14 protein-coding genes and 1 rRNA gene are annotated in these 20,681 nt (G+C 32.7%); 12 read left to right on the plus strand and 3 right to left on the minus strand.

All coding sequences use genetic code 11. From position 1 onward, the window contains the following. A 5S ribosomal RNA gene (gene rrf / locus ACZ098_RS16475) occupies positions 1-79 on the plus strand; the annotation flags it as partial. A 146-nt stretch (positions 80-225) separates the two neighbouring features. On the opposite strand, the gene ACZ098_RS16480 is transcribed toward rrf, so the two are convergent. Next, positions 226-525, minus strand: coding sequence for an endonuclease III domain-containing protein (locus tag ACZ098_RS16480; RefSeq protein ID WP_487312862.1), 300 nt, complete (start codon positions 523-525; stop codon positions 226-228). Next, the gene (locus ACZ098_RS16485; RefSeq protein ID WP_487312863.1) at positions 522-737 is read right to left on the minus strand and encodes a hypothetical protein; all 216 of its coding nucleotides are present in this window, start codon (positions 735-737) and stop codon (positions 522-524) included. The genes ACZ098_RS16480 and ACZ098_RS16485 overlap by 4 nt, the downstream gene beginning before the upstream one ends. 191 nt (positions 738-928) lie before the next feature. Here ACZ098_RS16485 and glgB point away from each other — a divergent pair, with 191 nt between their 5' ends. The 10 genes from glgB to ACZ098_RS16535 all read left to right on the plus strand — a co-directional run bounded on the left by glgB (position 929) and on the right by ACZ098_RS16535 (position 15,287). Further along, the gene (glgB, locus tag ACZ098_RS16490) at positions 929-2,836 is read left to right on the plus strand and encodes a 1,4-alpha-glucan branching protein GlgB (RefSeq protein WP_487312864.1); all 1,908 of its coding nucleotides are present in this window, start codon (positions 929-931) and stop codon (positions 2,834-2,836) included. A 118-nt stretch (positions 2,837-2,954) separates the two neighbouring features. Next, positions 2,955-5,351 carry a glycoside hydrolase family 31 protein gene (locus ACZ098_RS16495; RefSeq protein ID WP_487312865.1) on the plus strand — a complete coding sequence of 799 codons (2,397 nt, stop codon included), beginning with the start codon at positions 2,955-2,957 and terminating at the stop codon, positions 5,349-5,351. 112 nt (positions 5,352-5,463) lie between these two features. After that, positions 5,464-6,282, plus strand: a complete 819-nt coding sequence (locus tag ACZ098_RS16500; protein ID WP_487312866.1) for a M48 family metallopeptidase — start codon at positions 5,464-5,466, stop codon at positions 6,280-6,282. Positions 6,283-6,434: 152 nt separating this feature from the next. Continuing rightward, the gene (locus ACZ098_RS16505) at positions 6,435-7,751 is read left to right on the plus strand and encodes an MFS transporter (RefSeq protein ID WP_487312867.1); all 1,317 of its coding nucleotides are present in this window, start codon (positions 6,435-6,437) and stop codon (positions 7,749-7,751) included. A 40-nt stretch (positions 7,752-7,791) separates the two neighbouring features. Next, the gene (locus tag ACZ098_RS16510) at positions 7,792-8,718 is read left to right on the plus strand and encodes a DUF6252 domain-containing protein (protein ID WP_487312868.1); all 927 of its coding nucleotides are present in this window, start codon (positions 7,792-7,794) and stop codon (positions 8,716-8,718) included. Between the two features lie 223 nt (positions 8,719-8,941). Beyond that, on the plus strand, positions 8,942-11,395 hold the full coding sequence (gene lon, locus ACZ098_RS16515) for an endopeptidase La (RefSeq protein ID WP_487312869.1): 2,454 nt from the start codon (positions 8,942-8,944) through the stop codon (positions 11,393-11,395). A gap of 127 nt (positions 11,396-11,522) precedes the next feature. Continuing rightward, positions 11,523-12,554 carry a type IX secretion system protein PorQ gene (gene porQ / locus ACZ098_RS16520; protein WP_487312870.1) on the plus strand — a complete coding sequence of 344 codons (1,032 nt, stop codon included), beginning with the start codon at positions 11,523-11,525 and terminating at the stop codon, positions 12,552-12,554. Between the two features lie 12 nt (positions 12,555-12,566). Then, positions 12,567-13,208, plus strand: coding sequence for a hypothetical protein (locus tag ACZ098_RS16525; protein WP_487312871.1), 642 nt, complete (start codon positions 12,567-12,569; stop codon positions 13,206-13,208). Then, positions 13,209-13,898, plus strand: coding sequence for a (d)CMP kinase (cmk, locus tag ACZ098_RS16530; RefSeq protein ID WP_487312872.1), 690 nt, complete (start codon positions 13,209-13,211; stop codon positions 13,896-13,898). It abuts the gene before it with no gap. Between the two features lie 132 nt (positions 13,899-14,030). Then, positions 14,031-15,287, plus strand: coding sequence for a nucleoside permease (locus ACZ098_RS16535; protein WP_487312873.1), 1,257 nt, complete (start codon positions 14,031-14,033; stop codon positions 15,285-15,287). A 14-nt stretch (positions 15,288-15,301) separates the two neighbouring features. On the opposite strand, the gene ACZ098_RS16540 is transcribed toward ACZ098_RS16535, so the two are convergent. Beyond that, complete coding sequence (locus tag ACZ098_RS16540; protein WP_487312874.1) at positions 15,302-18,586, minus strand: T9SS type B sorting domain-containing protein; 3,285 nt, start codon at positions 18,584-18,586, stop codon at positions 15,302-15,304. A 248-nt stretch (positions 18,587-18,834) separates the two neighbouring features. Here ACZ098_RS16540 and rpsA point away from each other — a divergent pair, with 248 nt between their 5' ends. After that, positions 18,835-20,607 (plus strand): 30S ribosomal protein S1, encoded by a 1,773-nt coding sequence (rpsA, locus tag ACZ098_RS16545; RefSeq protein ID WP_487312875.1) that lies wholly within the window; start codon positions 18,835-18,837, stop codon positions 20,605-20,607. The last annotated feature ends 74 nt before the right edge of the window (positions 20,608-20,681 follow it).

Below are 20,681 nucleotides of genomic sequence, written 5' to 3' on the forward strand. Positions count from 1 at the left end.
TTCCCATTCCGAACAGAGAAGTTAAGCCCGATTGCGCAGATGGTACTGCAATTTGTGGGAGAGTATGTCGCCGCCTTTCTTTTAAAAATCCTCATCAAAACGATGAGGATTTTTTTTGTTATACAAATCCTTATTAAAAGATTAATTAATTGCTGAATAAATCGGGTTGTGGAATTCCAATTAATATCTGCAGTAGTTAAATTAAAATCTACCATTTTCTATGCACTATTTATAATGGTTTTTAACAACACATTCATCATGTTTAGGATTTGAAGGTCGACATGTTTCTCGACCTAAAAAAGATAATGCCATACTAACTTCACCCCAAATTTCTTTTGGTAAAATTTCCATCAATTGTTTCTCAATGTTATTTTCGGCTTTGCTTTCTTTCACTAATCCTAATCTTGGGGCTACTCTTATTACTTGTAAATCACAAATTATACCTTCGGCTTTAATTTTAGTTTCTCTCATAATTACATTTGCAGATTTTCTTCCAATACTTTTAAGCGAAAGTAGTCCGTTCATATCTGTTGGAATATTTTATCCTCTTTTATAGTTTGAGCAATTTCTATAAGCCATTTAGTTTTGGTTTGATGATTTCGAACTTTGTTTGTATAATTTTGTAGTGTTTCTACATTTGTTAGTGCTAACGTATTAATATTTGGATAAACCTTAAATAATTCTGGTGCAATAGAGTTACTATTCGCATCTGAATCTTGTGCAGAAAGTACTACCATAACTAATATAAATTCTCATAATTCAGTGGATGCTTTTTACCTTTATATTTATCAATTACAGATCTTAATTTTTATCCCAATTATTTTCAAATAGTCCCGGTTATATTCTTTTAATTAATTTCTTTTAAGAATATAATTAAATCGTTTATTTTAATAAAAAAATTATATTTTTATAAAAATTAAATACACATATGAATCAAGTACAACTATTTTCGCTTTTTACAGAATTTGATATAGATTTATTTAAAGCCGGAAAACATTTTCGGTTGTATGAAAAATTAGGTAGCCATGAAATTGAAATAGATGGCGTAAAAGGTGTATATTTTTCAGTTTGGGCGCCATCTGCAAAAAACGTTTGGATTATTGGGGATTTTAACGATTGGAATCATAATAATTATTTATTAAATGTGCGTTGGGATAGTTCTGGAATATGGGAAGGATTTATACCTAATGTTCTCAAAGGTTCAATATACAAGTATAAAATTGAATCTGTAAATTTTGGAATACTAACCGAAAAGGCTGATCCTTTTGCCAAATTTTGTGAAACACCACCTGAAACTGCATCTGTAGTTTGCGATTTGAATTATACATGGAGCGATTCGTCATGGATGAAGAAACGCAAATCACTTAATGCATTAGATAAACCTCATTCCGTTTACGAAGTTCATCTTGGTTCATGGAAGAGAAATAGAACTGAAGATCGATTCTTAACTTATAGAGAATTAGCAGATGAACTCGTAGATTATGTTAAAGATACTGGTTTTACTCACGTAGAATTTATGCCAATAATGGAGTATCCGTACGATCCTTCTTGGGGTTACCAATTAGTTGGCTATTTTGCTCCAACATCGCGTTTTGGTACACCGCAAGATTTTATGTTTTTAGTAGATAAATTTCATCAGGCTGGAATTGGGGTTATCCTTGATTGGGTTCCATCTCACTTTCCAAATGATGCACATGGTTTAGGATTTTTTGATGGTTCAAATTTATATGAACATCCTGATTTGCGTAAAGGATATCATCCTGATTGGAAAAGCTTGGTTTTTAACTACGGTCGAAATGAAGTCCGTTCATTTTTAATCAGTAATGCTTTATTTTGGCTTGATTATTATCATATTGATGGTCTTCGTGTTGATGCTGTAGCTAGTATGTTGTATTTAGATTATTCAAGGAAGGAAGGCGAATGGGAACCTAATATTTTTGGAGGAAGAGAAAATCTTGACACGATTAGTTTTTTAAAAGAATTTAATGAAGCCGTGTATTTAAACTATGACGGAGTGCAAACTATAGCAGAAGAAAGTACAAGTTTCCCAATGGTATCAAGACCTACTTTTTCTGGTGGTTTAGGTTTCGGAATGAAATGGATGATGGGTTGGATGAATGATACATTAAATTACTTTAAAAGAGAAACAGTTTATCGCAAATACCATCAAAATGATTTAACATTTTCGATGACTTACGCCTTTGCAGAAAATTTTATGTTGCCTTTATCACATGATGAAGTTGTACATGGTAAAAGTTCTATTTTGGGAAGAATGTCGGGTGATGAATGGCAGAAATTTGCAAACCTACGACTTTTATACAGTTATATGTTTACGCATCCAGGTGGAAAATTGCTCTTTATGGGATGTGAATTTGGACAAAGTAGAGAATGGAATTTTGAAGGAAGTTTAGATTGGCAACTTCTATATTATCCATTTCATGACGGAATAAGAAAGTGTATTACCGACTTGAATGCTTTATACAAAGGCAATCCAGCGTTGTATGAAAAACAATTTGAAAATGATGGTTTCGAGTGGATTAATTATTCAGATCATAACAATTCGGTACTTTCATATATTCGAAAAGGTAAAAATGAGAAGCAAAATTTGATTATTGTTCTTAATTTCACACAAGTTGTGCACCATAATTATAGAATTGGTGTTCCTAAAAAAGGGAAACTAGTAGAAATCTTTAATTCTGATGAAGAAAAATATGGAGGTAGCGGAATTGCAAATTCTGAACCAATTAAAATTGAAAAGAAAGAGTGGAATGGTAGAAATTTTTCTGCAGAAATAAATCTTCCGCCATTAGGTGTTTCAGTTTTTCTTGTAAAGTAAATTTTAGAAACGATATTGCCAAAAGTATTCGAAAACGTAATAGTTAAAAACTACTTTAGTAACTTATTAATTTAAAGAATTCAATTTGTATTTTTGAATTTTATATAAATATATTTTTATGATTATAAATACCGAACTTGAAAATAAAGGCGATTTATTTCCCTCAAAAATAACCTCTTATGAGCACGAAGTTGATTCTATTATTTTCAATACTGATAATAATGTTATACTTAAAGTTACTGTACTTCGAGATAGTTTAATTCGTTTTAGATATACCACTAAAGGCTATTTTAGTAACGATTTTTCTTATGCAATTGATAAAACACAATCACATGGATACAACGCTCTTGTTGTTACAGAAGAATCAGACCATTATAAAATCACGACAAGTAAAGTATATGTTTTAATTCAAAAGAATGATTTAAGAGTTGGGATTTATGATTTGAATGGCGAACCAATTTTAGAAGATGAGCTAGGTTTTCATTGGGAAGAATATTATGAATATGGTGGAAATATTGTAAAAATGAGCAAAGCTTCTCGAGATGGAGAAAGTTTTTATGGTTTGGGCGACAAAGCCACACATTTTAATTTGAAAGGAAAACGATTAGAAAATTTTGCTACAGACCAATATGCTTTTCATAAAGATCAAGAGCCTTTATATAAAGTAGTTCCTTTTTATATTGGTTTACATGATAACAAGTCGTACGGTATATTTTTCGACAATACATTTAAGTCTTATTTTGATTTTAGTAACGAAAGAAAAAATGTAGCAAGTTTTTGGGCCGATGGAGGCGAAATGAACTACTACTTCATCTACGGACCAAAAATGAGCGATGTTGTAACAACGTATACTCATCTTACGGGTAAACCAGAAATGCCGCCATTGTGGACTTTGGGTTACCATCAATGTAAATGGAGTTATTATCCTGAAAGTAAAGTTAAAGAAATTGCCAATAAGTTTAGAGAATTACAAATTCCGTGTGATGCAATTTACCTAGACATTGATTATATGGAAGGTTTTAGATGCTTCACTTGGAGTAAAGAATATTTTCCAAATCCTAAAAAAATGGTTTCAGAACTTGCTGCAGACGGTTTCAAAACTGTAGTAATTATCGATCCAGGAATTAAAATAGATAAGGAATATTGGGTATATCAAGAAGCATTAGCTAAAGGATATTTTTGCAAGCGTGCCGATGGTCCTTACATGAAAGGAAAAGTTTGGCCTGGAGAATGTAATTTTCCAGATTATACTAATCCCGAAGTGCGCGAATGGTGGGCTGGATTGTTTAAAGAATTAATTTCGGAAATAGGAGTTAAAGGTGTTTGGAATGATATGAACGAACCTGCAGTGATGGAAGTTCCCGGAAAAACATTTCCAATGGACGTTCGTCACGATTATGATGGTAATCCGTGCAGTCATCGAAAAGCACATAATATTTATGGAACTCAAATGGCGCGTGCAACCTATGAAGGTGTAAAACGTTTCGCCTATCCAAAAAGGCCATTTATCATTACACGTTCGGCGTATTCTGGCGCACAAAGATATACATCATCTTGGACTGGCGACAATGTTGCGTCATGGGAACATTTATGGATTGCTAATATTCAAATGCAACGAATGTCAATTTCAGGAATGGGTTTTACAGGTTCAGATATTGGCGGATTTGCAGAACAACCTTCAGCCGAACTCTATGCTAGATGGATTCAATTGGGTGTATTTCATCCTTTTTGTAGAACGCATTCTTCAGGTCATCATGGCGAACAAGAACCATGGAGTTTTGGACCAGAAGTCGTTAAAATCACCAAAAAATTTGTTGAGATAAGATACCAACTATTACCTTATTTATACACAATGTTTTGGCAGTACGTAAACGAAGGAATTCCAATGCTAAAACCATTAGTTTATTACGATCAGGAAGATTTACAAACGCATTATAGAACCGACGAATTTATATATGGAAATCAAATTTTAGTTTGTCCAATATTAGAACCTAATGCAGTAGGAAGAAGATTGTATTTACCAAAAGGAAATTGGTATAATTTCTGGACAAATGAGTTAGTTTCTGGTCAAAAAGAACTTTGGGTTGCAACCGATTTTGACCAAATTCCAATTTTTGTAAAAGAAGGAGCTATAATTCCAAAATATCCAATACAGCAATATGTAGGTCAAATTGAAGCACCAGAATTATCTTTAGATGTTTACTACAAATTAGGTAAAGAAAAGTCAGTTGTCTATGAAGATGCTCATGACGGATACGATTATAACAAAGGTCGTTATAGCTATAAAACATTCAGTTTAACTGGAAAAGAAAAGGAATTAATTATTCAACAGCATAAAGAAGGAAGTTTTGAAACGCAATACCAAACATTAAAAATTAATTTATTTGGATTGCCATTCAAGATCAAAACAATTGAAGTTGATAATGAAATTATAGAAATCAATGAAGTTTCATCATCTGAAAATACTTTAATAATTGACAAAGATTTTACCGAGTTACACTTAATAGGATTTTAAAAAAATAGTATTGTTGAAATGATGTAACATTAATTGTTTTAAATATAAATTATGATTAATAAATTATGTTAATTTTGTCGTAATATCACTAAGATAAATAAAACAGAATATCATGAAAAAACGAACCCTAATAATCAGTTTGTTCGCAATAGGATTAATTTTCGCTTGCTCTCAAAATCCATTTACTGGAGAAAAAACACTAGCATTAGTTTCTAATAGTGAAATTTTACCCTCAGCTTTTCAACAATACAATCAGTTTTTATCTGAAAATAAAGTAGTTAGTGGAACTGCCGATGCCAAAAAAGTAGAAACTATTGGAACAAAGATCAAAGTTGCTGCTGAAAAGTGGTTGAATGCAAATGGTCAATCTGGGTATTTAAATGATTATCGTTGGGAATACAAATTGGTAGAGGATAAAGCAGTAAACGCTTGGTGTATGCCAGGTGGAAAAATTGTAGTTTATACCGGAATTTTACCAATTACTAAAGATGATGCGGGTTTGGCAACGGTAATGGGACATGAAGTATCTCACGCATTAGCAAATCATGGGCAGCAACGAATGAGCGCCGGATTATTACAACAACTTGGAGGAACTGGCGTGGCTCTTGCAACTGGAGGAAAAAGTGCCGAAACACAACAACTAGCAATGACTGCATATGGTGCAGCCACAGAATATGGAGGAATGCTACCATTTAGCCGAAAACACGAAACAGAAGCGGATAGAATTGGACTAATTTTAATGGCTATTGCGGGCTATAATCCAGAACAAGCCATAAATTTTTGGTCTAGAATGTCTGCTAATTCTGGAGGACAAGCACCACCAGAATTTATGAGTACGCACCCATCAGACGCTACTAGAATTGCCAATTTAAGAGAATTAATTCCGCAAGCAAAAGCTGAAGCTGCTAAATTTGGAGTTACGTTTAAATAAAAAATAAAGTATATATTTGAAGCCACGTTAGTCGTGGCTTTTTTTATGTAAAAAAATCATTAAGTTTAGCAATGCATACCAATTCAATTTTTTAATTACATAAATTTATAGAAATTATAATTCGAATTTAATTTTGAAATCAAATTAAAACTATGCAACAATTAGAAAAAGGCAGTAAAAAATTATTGAATGCTTGGGCATTTTACGATTGGGCAAACTCTGTATATCCGTTAGTAATTTCATCGGCAGTATTTCCAATATTCTACGGAGCCTTATTTGATGAAGGAAAAGAATATATTAATGTTTTTGGAACTACTTTAAAAAATTCTGCCTTAATCAGTTTTGTAACTGCATTTGCATTTTTGATTATTGCCTTTATTTCACCATTACTTTCTGGCGTAGCCGATTATGTTGGAAATAAAAAATCATTCATGCGCTTTTTCTGTTATCTCGGTGCTTTTTCTTGTATGGGATTGTACTTTTTTACACTTGAAAATATCTATGTTGGTTTATTATTTTATTTTCTAGGATTAATAGGTTTTTGGGGTAGCTTAGTATTTTACAATTCGTATTTACCAGATATTGCATTTCCAGAACAGCAAGATAAAATTAGTGCCAAAGGTTATTCTTTGGGTTATATAGGAAGTGTTGTGTTGTTAATTATCAATTTAGCCATGATTATGAAACCAGATTTGTTTAATATTTCAGGAACCAAAGGCGAAGCTGCGATGAAAGCAATGAAATATTCTTTTGTCATGGTAGGAATTTGGTGGATTGGTTTCAGTCAATATTCCTATTATTTCCTTCCTAATGGGAATAAAAATAGCCAAAAAATAACCAAAGCAGTACTTTTTAATGGCTTTAAAGAACTTCAAAAAGTTTGGGGATTATTAAAATTGAATATCCCATTAAAAAAATACTTGACAAGCTTTTTCGTTTACAGTATGGCAGTGCAAACTGTAATGTTAATTGCTACTTATTTTGGTGCACAAGAAATTCAATGGGTTAGTAAAGAAGAAAGTACAACCGGATTAATTATTTGTATTTTACTAATTCAATTGGTGGCCGTCTTGGGTGCATTTTTAACTTCAAGAGCTTCGGCAAAATTTGGTAATATCAAAACACTAATTGTTATTAATACTTTTTGGGTTTTGCTATGCTTGTTTGCCTATTTCATAACGTTACCAATTCATTTTTACGTCATGGCAGCTTGTGTCGGACTAGTTATGGGAGGAATACAATCATTATCAAGGTCAACTTATTCTAAACTTCTTCCTGAAACTAACGATACGGCTTCATTTTTTAGTTTTTATGATGTTTCAGAAAAAATTGGAATCGTAATAGGAATGTGTGTATACGGAATTATTGATCAAATTACAGGTAGTCCACGATTTGCAATTGTATTTTTAGCAGTATTTTTTATTATTGGCGTAATTTTATTAACTAAAGTTCCAAAAAATAAATTTTAATTCCAAAAAAATAATATATTTGAAAAAACATTTATTCCACATGAAAAATACCAAGATTACCACCTTTTTATTGTTAATTTTTACTGCGCTTACTTTCAATTCTTGTGATAACGAGCCTATCGATAGCGCAATAGATTTAGGAGATTTTAATAATGGTGGTGGAAATAATACACCAGCTGTTTTTAAAGCTGATTTTAGCGGTGCGACTTGGACTGCAAATACTACGCAAGCTCAAATAGTAGATAACACAATTATAATTGGAGGTCTTAAATCTGATGGATCGGCATTCGGACTAGCAATTGAAGGTTCTACAGTTGGAACATATCCAGCCAATCAAAGTCTTTTAGCTTTTAATCCAGCAAATTCTGAATATGCCTATGCTTCATTAAATTTTAATAATCCTACTGAAGACACAGGTTCTGTAACGATAACATCTATCGATACGGTTAACAAAAAAATATCTGGAACATTTACTTTTAAAGGTTATTGGACCAATATTACCGAAACAGGTGTACAACCAATTAATTTTACAAATGGAGTTTTCACAAATATTTCATACACAACAACTGTAGATCCTAATCCAAACCCATCTGATGATACATTTTTTGCCAAAGTAAGTGGAACTGATTTTGTAGAAAATACAATAGATGTAGCTGAAGTTATCGCATCTGGTTTTCCTGATTCTTACAGTATTGTTGCATCTAAACCTAGTGGTGATAATATTGGTTTAAGAATTTCACAAACTTTAGGTGTTGGAACTCACAACTTCGATGGACCATTCAATGCCGATTTGGCTTCAACTTGTATCTTCAACAGCAATTTATATACTTCTGTTTCAGGAACACTTACAATTACTTCTAAAACAGCAACACGAATAGCTGGTACTTTTCAGTTATCGGTAAATAATTTTACTACCAACGATACTAAAGAAATTACGGAAGGTACATTTGATGTAGAATTACCTTAAAAAATATTAAACAGTAATAGAGAATCCGTCTTATTGGCGGATTTTTTTTATATGGCACAGTCATTGCCTTTTTATTGTATGAAATAAAAAATATACGATAAGCGTTAATTTAATTATAATTTATGTGTCATACAACGATTTTAATTTAATAAGAAATAACCTTATACTATATTTGTGTAACTAAATTGCAAACTTAATGTCAATCTGACGCTCACTATATTTTATGTCAAACCAAAGAATATTCACTTTTGACAATTTGTCATTACAAGAATTTGATTCCGAAGCCGAATTAATTCCACTTTTAACGCCCGAAGACGAAGAAGAAATGGCCAATGAAGAGTTGCCGACTTCACTACCAATATTACCTTTACGAAATACAGTATTGTTTCCTGGAGTTGTAATTCCAATTACTGCTGGAAGAGACAAATCGATAAAACTTATAAACGATGCCAATGCTGGAAACAAAATTATTGGTGTCGTTGCTCAAAAAAACGAAGAAGATGAAGATCCAAGTAAGAATGATATTCATCATGTTGGTACTGTTGCCCGAATTTTGCGTGTTTTAAAAATGCCCGATGGTAATGTAACGGTTATTTTACAAGGAAAAAAGCGTTTCGAAATTGATGCTGTTATTTCTGAAAAGCCTTATTTAAAGGCCAGTATAAAAGAAATTCCTGAAAAAAGACCAGGTAAACACGATTCAGAATTTGGTGCTATCGTTGAGTCTATTAAAGAATTGGCAATCGAAATTATAAAGGAAAGTCCCAACATTCCTACCGAAGCTACTTTTGCCATAAAAAATATAGAAAGTCAGTCGTTTTTAATCAATTTTGTTTCGTCCAATATGAATCTTTCTGTTGAGGAAAAACAAAATCTAATGATGATGAGTGTTCTTAAAGAACGCGCTTTAGAAACCCTGCGCTATATGAATGTAGAGTTGCAAAAGTTGGAACTCAAAAATGATATTCAATCTAAAGTTCGATTCGATTTAGACCAGCAACAAAGAGAATATTTTTTGCATCAGCAAATGAAAACGATCCAAGAAGAATTGGGTGGTGTTTCTAACGAGCAAGAATTTGAAGAAATGCGAGTGCGAGCAAAATCTCAAAAATGGGACGATAAAACCCAGAAGCATTTTGAAAAAGAATTCTCTAAATTGCAACGAATGAATCCGCAAGCACCTGATTTTGGGATTCAAAGAAATTATTTGGACTTATTTTTAGATCTTCCTTGGAATGTTTTTTCTAAAGATAATTTTGATTTAAAAAATGCACAAAAAGTTCTGGATAGAGATCATTTCGGATTAGAAGATGTCAAGAAAAGAATGATTGAACATTTGGCAGTTTTAAAATTGAGAAATGATATGAAATCGCCAATTATTTGCTTAACTGGACCTCCAGGAGTTGGAAAAACTTCTATAGGAAAATCAGTTGCAGAGGCTTTGGGAAGAGAATATGTTCGAATTTCTCTTGGTGGATTGCGTGACGAAGCAGAAATTCGAGGTCACAGGAAAACCTATATTGGTGCGATGCCCGGACGAATAATCCAAAGTATAAAAAAAGCAAAAACATCCAACCCAGTTTTTATTTTGGATGAAATCGATAAACTTTCCTCAAGCAATCAAGGCGATCCATCTTCTGCTTTACTAGAAGTATTGGATCCAGAGCAGAACAACGAATTTTATGATAATTTTCTCGAAATGGGATTTGATTTATCTAAAGTGATGTTCATTGCAACTTCAAATAATATGGCAACCATTCAACCAGCTTTGAAAGACAGAATGGAAGTCATTAAAATGACAGGTTACACAACCGAAGAGAAAGTTGAAATTGCCAGTAAACACTTGTTTCCAAAACAGTTAAAAGAGCACGGTCTAACTTCTAAAGATTTGACTATTGGTAAAAAACAATTTGAGAAAATAGTTGAAGGTTACACCCGCGAATCGGGAGTTAGAAGTTTAGAACAAAAAGTTGCTCAAGTAATTAGAAATGCTGCTAAATCGGTAGCAATGGAAGAAGAATATAATAAAAAAGTTACTGATGATGATATCATAAAAGTTCTAGGCGCTCCAAAATTAGAACGTGATAAAGCTGAAGGAAATGATGTGGCCGGAGTTGTAACCGGATTGGCATGGACTTCTGTTGGAGGCGATATTTTGTTTATAGAATCCTTAATTACTAAAGGAAAAGGCACACTTACTTTAACCGGTAATCTTGGAACGGTAATGAAAGAATCAGCGACAATTGCTTTAGAATACATTAAAGCCAACTCTGAAAAATTTGGATTAAATCAAGAACTTGTATCTAAATATAATATTCATTTGCACGTCCCTGAAGGTGCAACTCCTAAAGATGGACCAAGTGCGGGTATTGCTATGCTTACTTCAATGGTGTCTTTGTTGACTCAAAGAAAAATCAAAAAGAGTTTAGCCATGACAGGCGAAATTACTTTGCGTGGAAAAGTATTGCCTGTTGGCGGAATCAAAGAAAAAATCCTAGCAGCAAAACGAGCTAATATTAAAGAAATTATTCTTTGTCATGAAAATAAAAGTGATATCGATGAAATAAAAGCGGATTATTTAAACGGATTAACTTTTCATTACGTAAAAGAAATGCATGAAGTTATCGATATTGCATTGACTAATGTAAAAGTTAAAGATGCCAAAATTATAGATTAAACCCGTAATTGATTATACGAAAGGTATAAGAAAATAATTCTTATACCTTTTTTATTTGGCTTTTGTTGTAAGTTTAAAAATAATATCTTCGCATTTCCGTTATCCAATTGAAAATTGCTAAAATTAAATGATCAAGAATTTATTTACCTTTTTATGTATACTTTTTTGTACTGTTACTTTCAGTCAAATAGGAGGTAGATCAGTTTATCAGTTTTTAAGTTTAGTAACCTCACCTCGACAAGCAGCTTTGGGAGGAAAAGTACTTACAATTTATGATGAAGACGTCAATCAAGTTCACTTTAATCCAGCTACTATCAATCCAGAAATGGATAATCATTTAGCTTTAAATTATGGTAGTTATTTTGGCGATGTAACTTACGGAACAGCTTCTTACGCTTATACTTATGACCGACGCGTGCAAACATTTAGCGCTGGTGTAAATTATGTCAATTACGGAAAGATAGACGGTTATGATGAAAATGGAGTAAAAACAGCCGAGTTTACAGGAAGCGAAATGGCTTTGTCTTTAGGTTATGCCTACAACATTCCATTCACCGATATGTATATTGGTGCCAATGCAAAATTTATTTCTTCAACTTTAGAAACCTATAATTCGTTTGGTGTTGCTGCCGATTTCGGATTTCTATTTATTGATGAACCAAATGATGTCAATTGGGCATTAGTAGTTCGAAATGTTGGAACTCAAATCACTACTTACGCCGATACGCGCGAAAAATTACCCTTAGAAGTATTAATAGGTATTTCACAAGAGGTTGAAAATGTTCCTTTGCGTTGGCATCTTACACTTGAAAACCTACAACAATGGAATATAGCATTTTCTAATCCAAATAGAGCTCAAGGAAATCTAGACGGTGGTGCAACGCCCGAAAAAGTTGGATTTTTAAATAATGCATTGCGTCACGTAGTAGTTGGTGCAGAACTTTTTCCGAGAAAAGGGTTCAATATCAGACTTGGATATAATTTTAGAAGAGCAGAAGAATTGCGTATCGAAGAACAACGTAATTTTTCGGGAATTTCTGTCGGATTCGGATTAAAAATGAACAAATTAAAGTTTAATTATTCCTACTCAAGATATACATTAGCAGGGAATACAAGTTTATTTGGTTTAACAATAGATTTTTCAGGAAGAGATTATTAAAAACTTACTATTATGAAAAAAATTACCCTTTTTAGTTTTTTGTTTTTTTTGGTAGCATTACCAGTTTTATCGCAAAAAGGAGTACAATATGATACTTCCAATAGTAAATTGGAACTAGTATTTGTACCAAAAGTCGGTTTTGCAACTTTGTCACAATCGCAGCAACCTAAAGTAAATGGATTTGTGAATGGTGGAGATGTTTTAGCAGCGTTTAAACTTAAGAATAGTAGTTTTCTTAGTGTTGGAGTAGGTTATAATTCTGTGTATGCAAATACAACTTTTAATGCTCAAAATGCTAGTTTGAATAATACCTATTTGCGAATTCCGGTAAACTATACTAGTAATTTTTCTTTTTTTAAAGATAAAACTAACACAGATTTTGTATTTCTGTCAGCAGGAATTGGATTCTATGCCAACACGTTGCTAAAAAGTGATTTAGAAACGTTGTCTGGAAATTTTTCTGACAAAAATTTGGGTTGGAATTTTGGATTTTCTACCTATATCGGTGCCAAATTTAATTTGTCTGATACATTTAATTTAGGATTAGGATTAGAAACCAATAATGACTTGACTAAAATGAAAAAAAATCAAGTGGAACAGAAAATTAATAACTTAACTTCAGTAAATCTAATTCTAGGTTTCAAATTACATTAAATGAAAAAAATTACGGTGGCAATTGACGGATTTTCGTCTACAGGAAAAAGTACCTTAGCCAAACAACTTGCTAAGCATTTGGGTTATGTGTATGTTGATACTGGTGCGATGTATCGAGCAATTGCTTTTTTTGCTATGCAAAATGGTTATATTTCTGTTGATTTTTTTGATAAAGAATCCTTAATTAATGCACTATCAAATATTAAATTACATTTTGAATTCAATCAAGAATTGGGATTTGCCGAAATGTTTTTAAACAATACCAATGTTGAAAAGGAAATTCGAACACTCGAAGTTTCAAATTTTGTCAGCAAAGTAGCCGAAGTTTCTCAAGTACGATCTAAACTTGTAGAGCAGCAACAAGAAATGGGAATAAACAAAGCTATTGTAATGGATGGTCGTGATATTGGAACTGTTGTTTTTCCTTATGCCGAACTAAAAATCTTCATGACTTCAAGTGCTGAAACTAGAGCGCAACGTCGCTATGATGAACTCATTGCAAAAGGTGATTTGGTTACGTACGAAGAAGTTTTGGATAATGTTCAAAAGCGAGATTATATCGACACGCATCGCGAAGATTCGCCTTTAGTTATGGCTCCAGACGCTATTGAAATTGATAATTCTTATCTGAATAAAGACGAGCAGTTTAAGCTTGTTTTAGAGCTTGTTGAAGAAGTTATTAATTCGTAAGCACAGTTTTTTAATTTTTGTGAAATTAATATCAAAAGAGATTTTACTTTATTGAAATTATAATTAACGTTTGGAATTTTCAATATTAATAGTAGATTTACAATCTATTTACATTACATAAACATTTAGATGATGAGTATTAAGAACAGATTAATTGCAATGAACTTCTTTCAGTTTTTTGTTTGGGGTGCATGGCTAATTACAATTGCTAATTTTTGGTTTGGAACTAAACAATGGGAAGGAACTCAATTTGGATTGGTTTTCGGAACCATGGGTATAGCATCTTTATTTATGCCTACAATTACTGGTATAATAGCCGACCGTTATGTAAATGCTGAAAAATTGTATGGAGTTCTTCATATCCTTTATGCATTAGTATTGTTTTACTTACCACAAGTTAGTTCTCCAGAAAATTTTATTTATGTTATGTTACTTGCCATGTGTTTTTACATGCCAACCATTGCATTATCTAATTCAATATCATATACAGCTTTAAAAAATAGTGCTGATAGTGATGTGGTTAAAGATTTTCCACCAATTAGAGTTTGGGGAACCATTGGTTTTATTGTAGCCATGTGGATTACTAACTTAACAGGAAATAAAGCAACAGCCTATCAATTTTATATAGCAGGAATTGCAGCTGTTTTATTAGGTTTATATTCTTTTACTTTACCGAAATGTAAGCCGCAACATACCAAAAGTGACAAATCATCAATTGTGGAATCATTAGGTTTGGAAGCGTTTAAATTATTCGGTACCTACAAAATGGCTTTGTTTTTTATTTTTTCAATGTTTTTGGGTGGCGCTTTGCAATTAACCAATGCGTATGGTGATGTTTTTTTAGATGAATTTAAAAATATACCACAATACAAAGATTCATTTGTTGTTGAATATTCGACAATTATAATGTCTATTTCACAAGTTTCTGAAACCCTATTTATCCTTGCAATACCTTATTTTTTAAAGCGATTCGGAATCAAACAAGTGATGCTTATTTCGATGTTAGCATGGGTTTTGCGTTTCGGATTATTTGCATACGGAAATCCTACTGATGGATTATGGATGATTATAATGTCATGTATTGTTTACGGAATGGCTTTTGATTTTTTCAATATATCAGGCTCGTTATTTGTTGAAACTACTACCGATTCTAAAATTCGTTCCTCAGCGCAAGGATTATTTATGATGATGACTAACGGATTTGGAGCTGTTTTAGGAAGTTTTACATCAGGTTGGGCTATCGAAAAATTTTTCACTAACAATGGAGTCAGAGACTGGCATAACATTTGGTTATCATTTGCGGGTTATGCGTTACTGATTGCAATTGCTTTTGCAGTATTATTCAAACACAAACACAATCCTGCTGATGTAGCGAAGGTTTCGCATTAAACTGAAAAAATATTTTATCTTTTCATGGCGAAATGTCCTCGATAATGTTCACCATTTTCTCTAATTATTAAAAACCAATAATCAGTAGACGGTAACATTTCGCCATTATATTTTCCATCCCAACCCGGACTTTCTGGAGTAAATGCTGCAATAAGTTTTCCAAATCGATCGTAAATATAAGTCTTCATTTTTGGTTCTATTTGTGAGAATTTCACCGACCAAAAATCATGAATTCCGTCACCATTCGGTGTGAAATAATGTGGGTAATTTAACAAAACAACATTTTCTTCATCAATACCACAATTTTGAGGATCTTTAACATAAACTGTATAAAAACCAGAGTTCAAACCATCAAAAATATTGCTAGTTTGATATGTACTATTATCTAATGAATACAAATAAGTTCCTGTTCCAGAAGAATTTAAAAACACTGTAATAGAGTTTTGGTTGTCAGTCCAATCTGTAGTTTCGATGTAATCGATACTTGGCGGCGAAGAGGTGGTAACGTTATAAACAATTTGACCAGTACAACTTCCTGATAAATAATTCTTTACCACATTTACACTATATTGTCCAGCTTGATTTACTGTTATACTCGGACTTGTTTGACCAGTGGACCACGTATATGATGCGTAACCATTAGGAACAGTAATACTAGTACTTTCTCCTTCACAAAAATTTACATCTATTGGAGAGTTTGTTACTGGATATGGATTTACAACTAAATCAAAAGTTACTATATCAAAACAATCTGGTGCAGCATTATAACTTAATCTAGAATATATTGTTGTATTGGCAGAATTAATAGTTGATGTTAATGGATTGACGTTGGTAGTAGCGTCTGCCAATGTGTTGTGATACGATATCGTATACAAGGTTGCATTTTGATTTCCTAAAATTGTGGCATTTTGATCTGTTAATACAAATAGTTCTTTTCCATCTTTACTTACATCGTCGCACGCAACCAAATTTGACGGTTGGTTGGCTATTGCTAAAGAAGGTAATTGTGCAACATCGGATATAAAATTTCGAGAATCACCACAAGATTGTTCTACTTTGAAAGTGTAAATAGCAGGTTCTAAGTTTGTAAATAAACTACTTGTACCATTGTTTACTAAAAAAGGATTGCCATTTTTTTCAATAATGCTGTACGTTAGCGGAGGAACGCCTACTGCAAATAAATTTACATCCATAAAAGTTCCATTACAATTGGTTTTTTCTATTCCTGTAAATTGAATTTCTCCAGTAAAATCAAATTCTCTCAAAATTTCGATACAAGTTTTAAATGGTGCAATGTTTCCATTTTCAAAACTTTGAAAGGTTTTTATGATTCTAAAATGCCCTAAAAAGATTAAATTTATATTGATAAAATTATTCTGTATCAAAAAAGAGTTGGTTGAATTAGGCTGAGAACCTTCAATATAGGTTACACCACTTTGAGGATGTTCCCAAGTGGCAGTGCTATAATTGTATTTTTGCAACCAAAATAATTCTGAAATTGCGTTAGAGGTATGGTTTAATGAAAGATCAAATGAACCACATCTTGGCGTAACGGCAAAAGTATCGGATGTTATTTCGTAACCGGTTACATTAATAGTCACTGTTTTTTCTTCACCACAATTATCCAAAACTTTAAAGGTATAGTTACCAGGAAATAAACCTCCCATTGAAAAAATTCCGCCACCAATAAATGAGGTAGCATCATAAGGTACTGTTTGAGCAAACGTTGCAGGTGCATTTAAAATTATTACCGAAGTAAGTATTGTGTTATTTCCTCTAATCCGAACTGAACCTTTTCCAATTTCGCATCCAGGCCAACTACTAGAAGAAACAGATGTTGCAAGACCTGGAATGGTAAACGAATAGGTGTAGGAGTTACCACACTCATCAGTTAATAAAACAGTGTAATTTCCAGATATTAAATTTAGAAGTTCCAATTCGTTGTTTGGAGTAATAAATTCAGAAACATCATCAGGAGTGCTTCCATATGCCGCAGGAGCAACTGTAATTATAGCTGAAACTATAGAAAATCTAGGGATTTTAATAGTAATTTTACTTCTGTTTGAATCACATCCAGGATTTGGTATTATAATTTCAGTAGGAATTGATGGTTGGTCAATCAAAGTAATTTGAGCAATTGCCGAATGTCCACAACCATCTGAAACTTGAATGCTGTAACTTCCAAAAGGCACAGAACTAGAAGGGCTTCCATAATTTATTTCTGGTCCAAAAAACGGTCCAGGGTGATTGGTGTTAAATAAAGTTGGATCGAAACCCGATGGTGTTTGAGTAAATTGCAACTGCAAATTAGGTGTATAAGTTGAGGCACTTATTTTTAGGTAATATGCTCCACACACTGCATCTTCGGCACTTATCGATACAGAAAATTTCAAATTGATAACATTATTATTCATAGTGTAGGTATTCCCACATCCATCAGTTACACTTAAATCATAATAATACGATTGATCATAAAAAAACGGAAGTACAGCAAGTGCTTCATATTCACTTTGTAATCCAGTGGTAGCTGTTTGAGTAGTATTTTGGACAGTTCCATTAGGAAAATGTATCGAATAATTTAGAGTTAGTGGATAACTAATAGATGCATTCGATGTAATGAGGTTTGAAACTTCAATCGAATTGCAAGTTGGAAGTATTGGATTTGGAAAGCTAACACTACTGACGGTTAAATTTGAAAAAACAGTTAGTAATGTATGGGTAATTACAGTTGCATCACCACAATTATTGTAAACTCTTACTTGATACACTCCGCCTGGAAGTGACGTAAATATTGGTGAATTTTGAATAGGTCGAATTACTGGTCCAGAAATAATTTCGTATTCTGCGCCAATTCCGTTGGTCACAACTACTGTTAATACGCCATTATTACATGTTGATGGAGTACTAGTAATATAGTAACTCAACGGAGTAATATTGTTAGTAATAGTTGCAAAAACTGTTTGCGAATTTTGTTCAGCGCCAAGAGTTTGAATAGCAACAATTTTATAATTACCACTTGTTCTTCCATCTAAGAAATTAGCTGTTTGTATGGCTATTGCATTGGTTTCATCGGGAAGTTGGTACACATAATAGGTGATAGTTGCTCCTGCAGAAACACCAGTTGTACTAAAAGTTAATGTGCCATTTCCTAGACAAGTTTCATTCGTTGGAGTGACGGTAAGTGTAAAATTATTTATTCGAGCATTTACAGAAAAACCCATACACATCATTACAAATACTATAACCATCTTACTAAAGATGGACGGAATTATTTTGTCATTTGTAGTTTTTAAATTCACTTAAATTCTATTTATATGAAAATGATGTATTTACAAATTTAATAAAAAAACAGCAATCAAAAACAATAACAAAAAATTGTATCTGTAATTTTGTGTAAACTTTGCAGATTAATAAAAAAGTAGTACTTTTGCAGTCCAAAATGCAGAGTAGAGTTTCGTTTGGAAATCAATATTTTATGTAAAACACTTTTGTTTTTCTATCGCTTAAAGAAACTCAAGAAAAACAAAATACAAATTTTTTTATCAGCATGTCTGAATTAAACAAAGAACAACAGGATTTTTTAGCAGGTTTTAACTGGCACAACTACGCAGAAGGAATTGATGCGGTTGACGAAAAAAACTTACAAGAGTTTGAAGATTTAGTTACTAAAACTTTTATCTCTACAGATCAAGAAGAAGTAGTTGAAGGTGTAGTTGTAAGAATTACAGATCGTGATGCTATTGTTGACATCAATGCTAAATCGGAAGGTGTTATTTCATTAAACGAATTCCGTTACAATCCTAATTTAAAAGTAGGTGATAAAGTTGAAGTACTTATCGACATTCGTGAAGATAAAACAGGTCAACTAGTATTATCTCACAGAAAAGCAAGAACTATCAAGTCTTGGGATAGAGTTATTTCTGCAAACGAAACAGGTGAAATTGTTACAGGTTTTGTTAAATGTAGAACTAAAGGTGGTATGATTGTAGATGTTTTCGGAATTGAAGCATTCTTACCAGGTTCACAAATTGATGTGAAACCAATCCGTGACTACGATGTATATGTAAACAAAATGATGGAGTTTAAAGTTGTGAAAATCAATCACGAATTTAAAAACGTTGTAGTTTCGCATAAAGCGCTTATCGAAGCAGATATCGAAGTTCAGAAAAAAGAAATTATCGGTCAATTACAAAAAGGACAAGTATTAGAAGGTGTTGTTAAAAACATTACTTCTTACGGAGTTTTCATCGATTTAGGTGGTGTTGACGGATTAATTCACATTACAGATTTATCTTGGTCAAGAATCAATCACCCAAGTGAAGTTCTTGAATTAGATCAAAAATTAAACGTTGTAATCCTTGATTTCGATGACGAAAAAACAAGAATTCAATTAGGTTTAAAACAATTAAACGCTCATCCATGGGATGCACTTGGTGCTGAACTTAAAGTTGGTGACAAAGTGAAAGGTAAAGTAGTAGTTATCGCTGATTACGGTGCTTTCATTGAAGTTGCTGAAGGTGTAGAAGGTTTAATCCACGTTTCTGAAATGTCTTGGTCTACGCACTTACGTAGCGCTCAAGATTTCGTAAAAGTTGGAGATACTGTTGAAGCAGTTGTATTGACTCTTGATAGAGACGATAGAAAAATGTCTTTAGGTATCAAACAATTAACACAAGATCCTTGGACTGATATTACAGCTAAATACCCAGTAGGTTCTAAACATACAGGTATCGTAAGAAACTTTACAAACTTTGGAATTTTCGTAGAACTAGAAGAAGGAATTGATGGATTAGTTTACATCTCTGACTTATCTTGGACTAAGAAAATCAAACACCCATCAGAATTTGTTAACGTTGGTGATAAATTAGATGTAGTGGTATTAGAATTAGATGTTGACGGACGTAAATTATCTTTAGGTCACAAACAAACTACTGCTAATCCTTGGGACAAACATGAAGATGCTTTCGCTGTTGGAACCATCCACAACGGAACAATCGCTGAGATTGTTGACAAAGGTGCAACTGTAGATTTCGGAGATGATGTAGTTGCGTTCATTCCAACACGTCACTTAGAAAAAGAAGACGGTAAAAAATTGAAAAAAGGCGATGAAGCTGATTTCAAAGTTATCGAATTCAACAAAGAATTCAAAAGAGTAGTAGCATCGCATACTGCAATCTTTAGAGAAGAAGAAGAAAAAGCTGTTAAAGCCGCTTCTGAGTCAGTTGCAAGTTCAAACAGCAACAACCAAACTTCTACTTTAGGAGATAACAATGATATCTTAGCTGAATTAAAAGCTAAAATGGAAAAAGGAGGAAAATAATTCTCTAAATTCTTATAAATTTAAAAGCTCTCAAGAAATTGAGAGCTTTTTTTATTGGGAGCAATTTGGCTTGC

The organism is Flavobacterium sp. SP2, assembly GCF_057626655.1.

Excerpts from the sequence above, each read along its gene's own strand:
- ACZ098_RS16480 (WP_487312862.1), bottom strand. The coding sequence starts at position 525 with ATGAACGGACTACTTTCGCTTAAAAGTATTGGAAGAAAATCTGCAAAT.
- ACZ098_RS16485 (WP_487312863.1), bottom strand. The coding sequence starts at position 737 with ATGGTAGTACTTTCTGCACAAGATTCAGATGCGAATAGTAACTCTATT.
- glgB (WP_487312864.1), top strand. The coding sequence starts at position 929 with ATGAATCAAGTACAACTATTTTCGCTTTTTACAGAATTTGATATAGAT.
- ACZ098_RS16495 (WP_487312865.1), top strand. The coding sequence starts at position 2,955 with ATGATTATAAATACCGAACTTGAAAATAAAGGCGATTTATTTCCCTCA.
- ACZ098_RS16500 (WP_487312866.1), top strand. The coding sequence starts at position 5,464 with ATGAAAAAACGAACCCTAATAATCAGTTTGTTCGCAATAGGATTAATT.
- ACZ098_RS16505 (WP_487312867.1), top strand. The coding sequence starts at position 6,435 with ATGCAACAATTAGAAAAAGGCAGTAAAAAATTATTGAATGCTTGGGCA.
- ACZ098_RS16510 (WP_487312868.1), top strand. The coding sequence starts at position 7,792 with ATGAAAAATACCAAGATTACCACCTTTTTATTGTTAATTTTTACTGCG.
- lon (WP_487312869.1), top strand. The coding sequence starts at position 8,942 with ATGTCAAACCAAAGAATATTCACTTTTGACAATTTGTCATTACAAGAA.
- porQ (WP_487312870.1), top strand. The coding sequence starts at position 11,523 with ATGATCAAGAATTTATTTACCTTTTTATGTATACTTTTTTGTACTGTT.
- ACZ098_RS16525 (WP_487312871.1), top strand. The coding sequence starts at position 12,567 with ATGAAAAAAATTACCCTTTTTAGTTTTTTGTTTTTTTTGGTAGCATTA.
- cmk (WP_487312872.1), top strand. The coding sequence starts at position 13,209 with ATGAAAAAAATTACGGTGGCAATTGACGGATTTTCGTCTACAGGAAAA.
- ACZ098_RS16535 (WP_487312873.1), top strand. The coding sequence starts at position 14,031 with ATGAGTATTAAGAACAGATTAATTGCAATGAACTTCTTTCAGTTTTTT.
- rpsA (WP_487312875.1), top strand. The coding sequence starts at position 18,835 with ATGTCTGAATTAAACAAAGAACAACAGGATTTTTTAGCAGGTTTTAAC.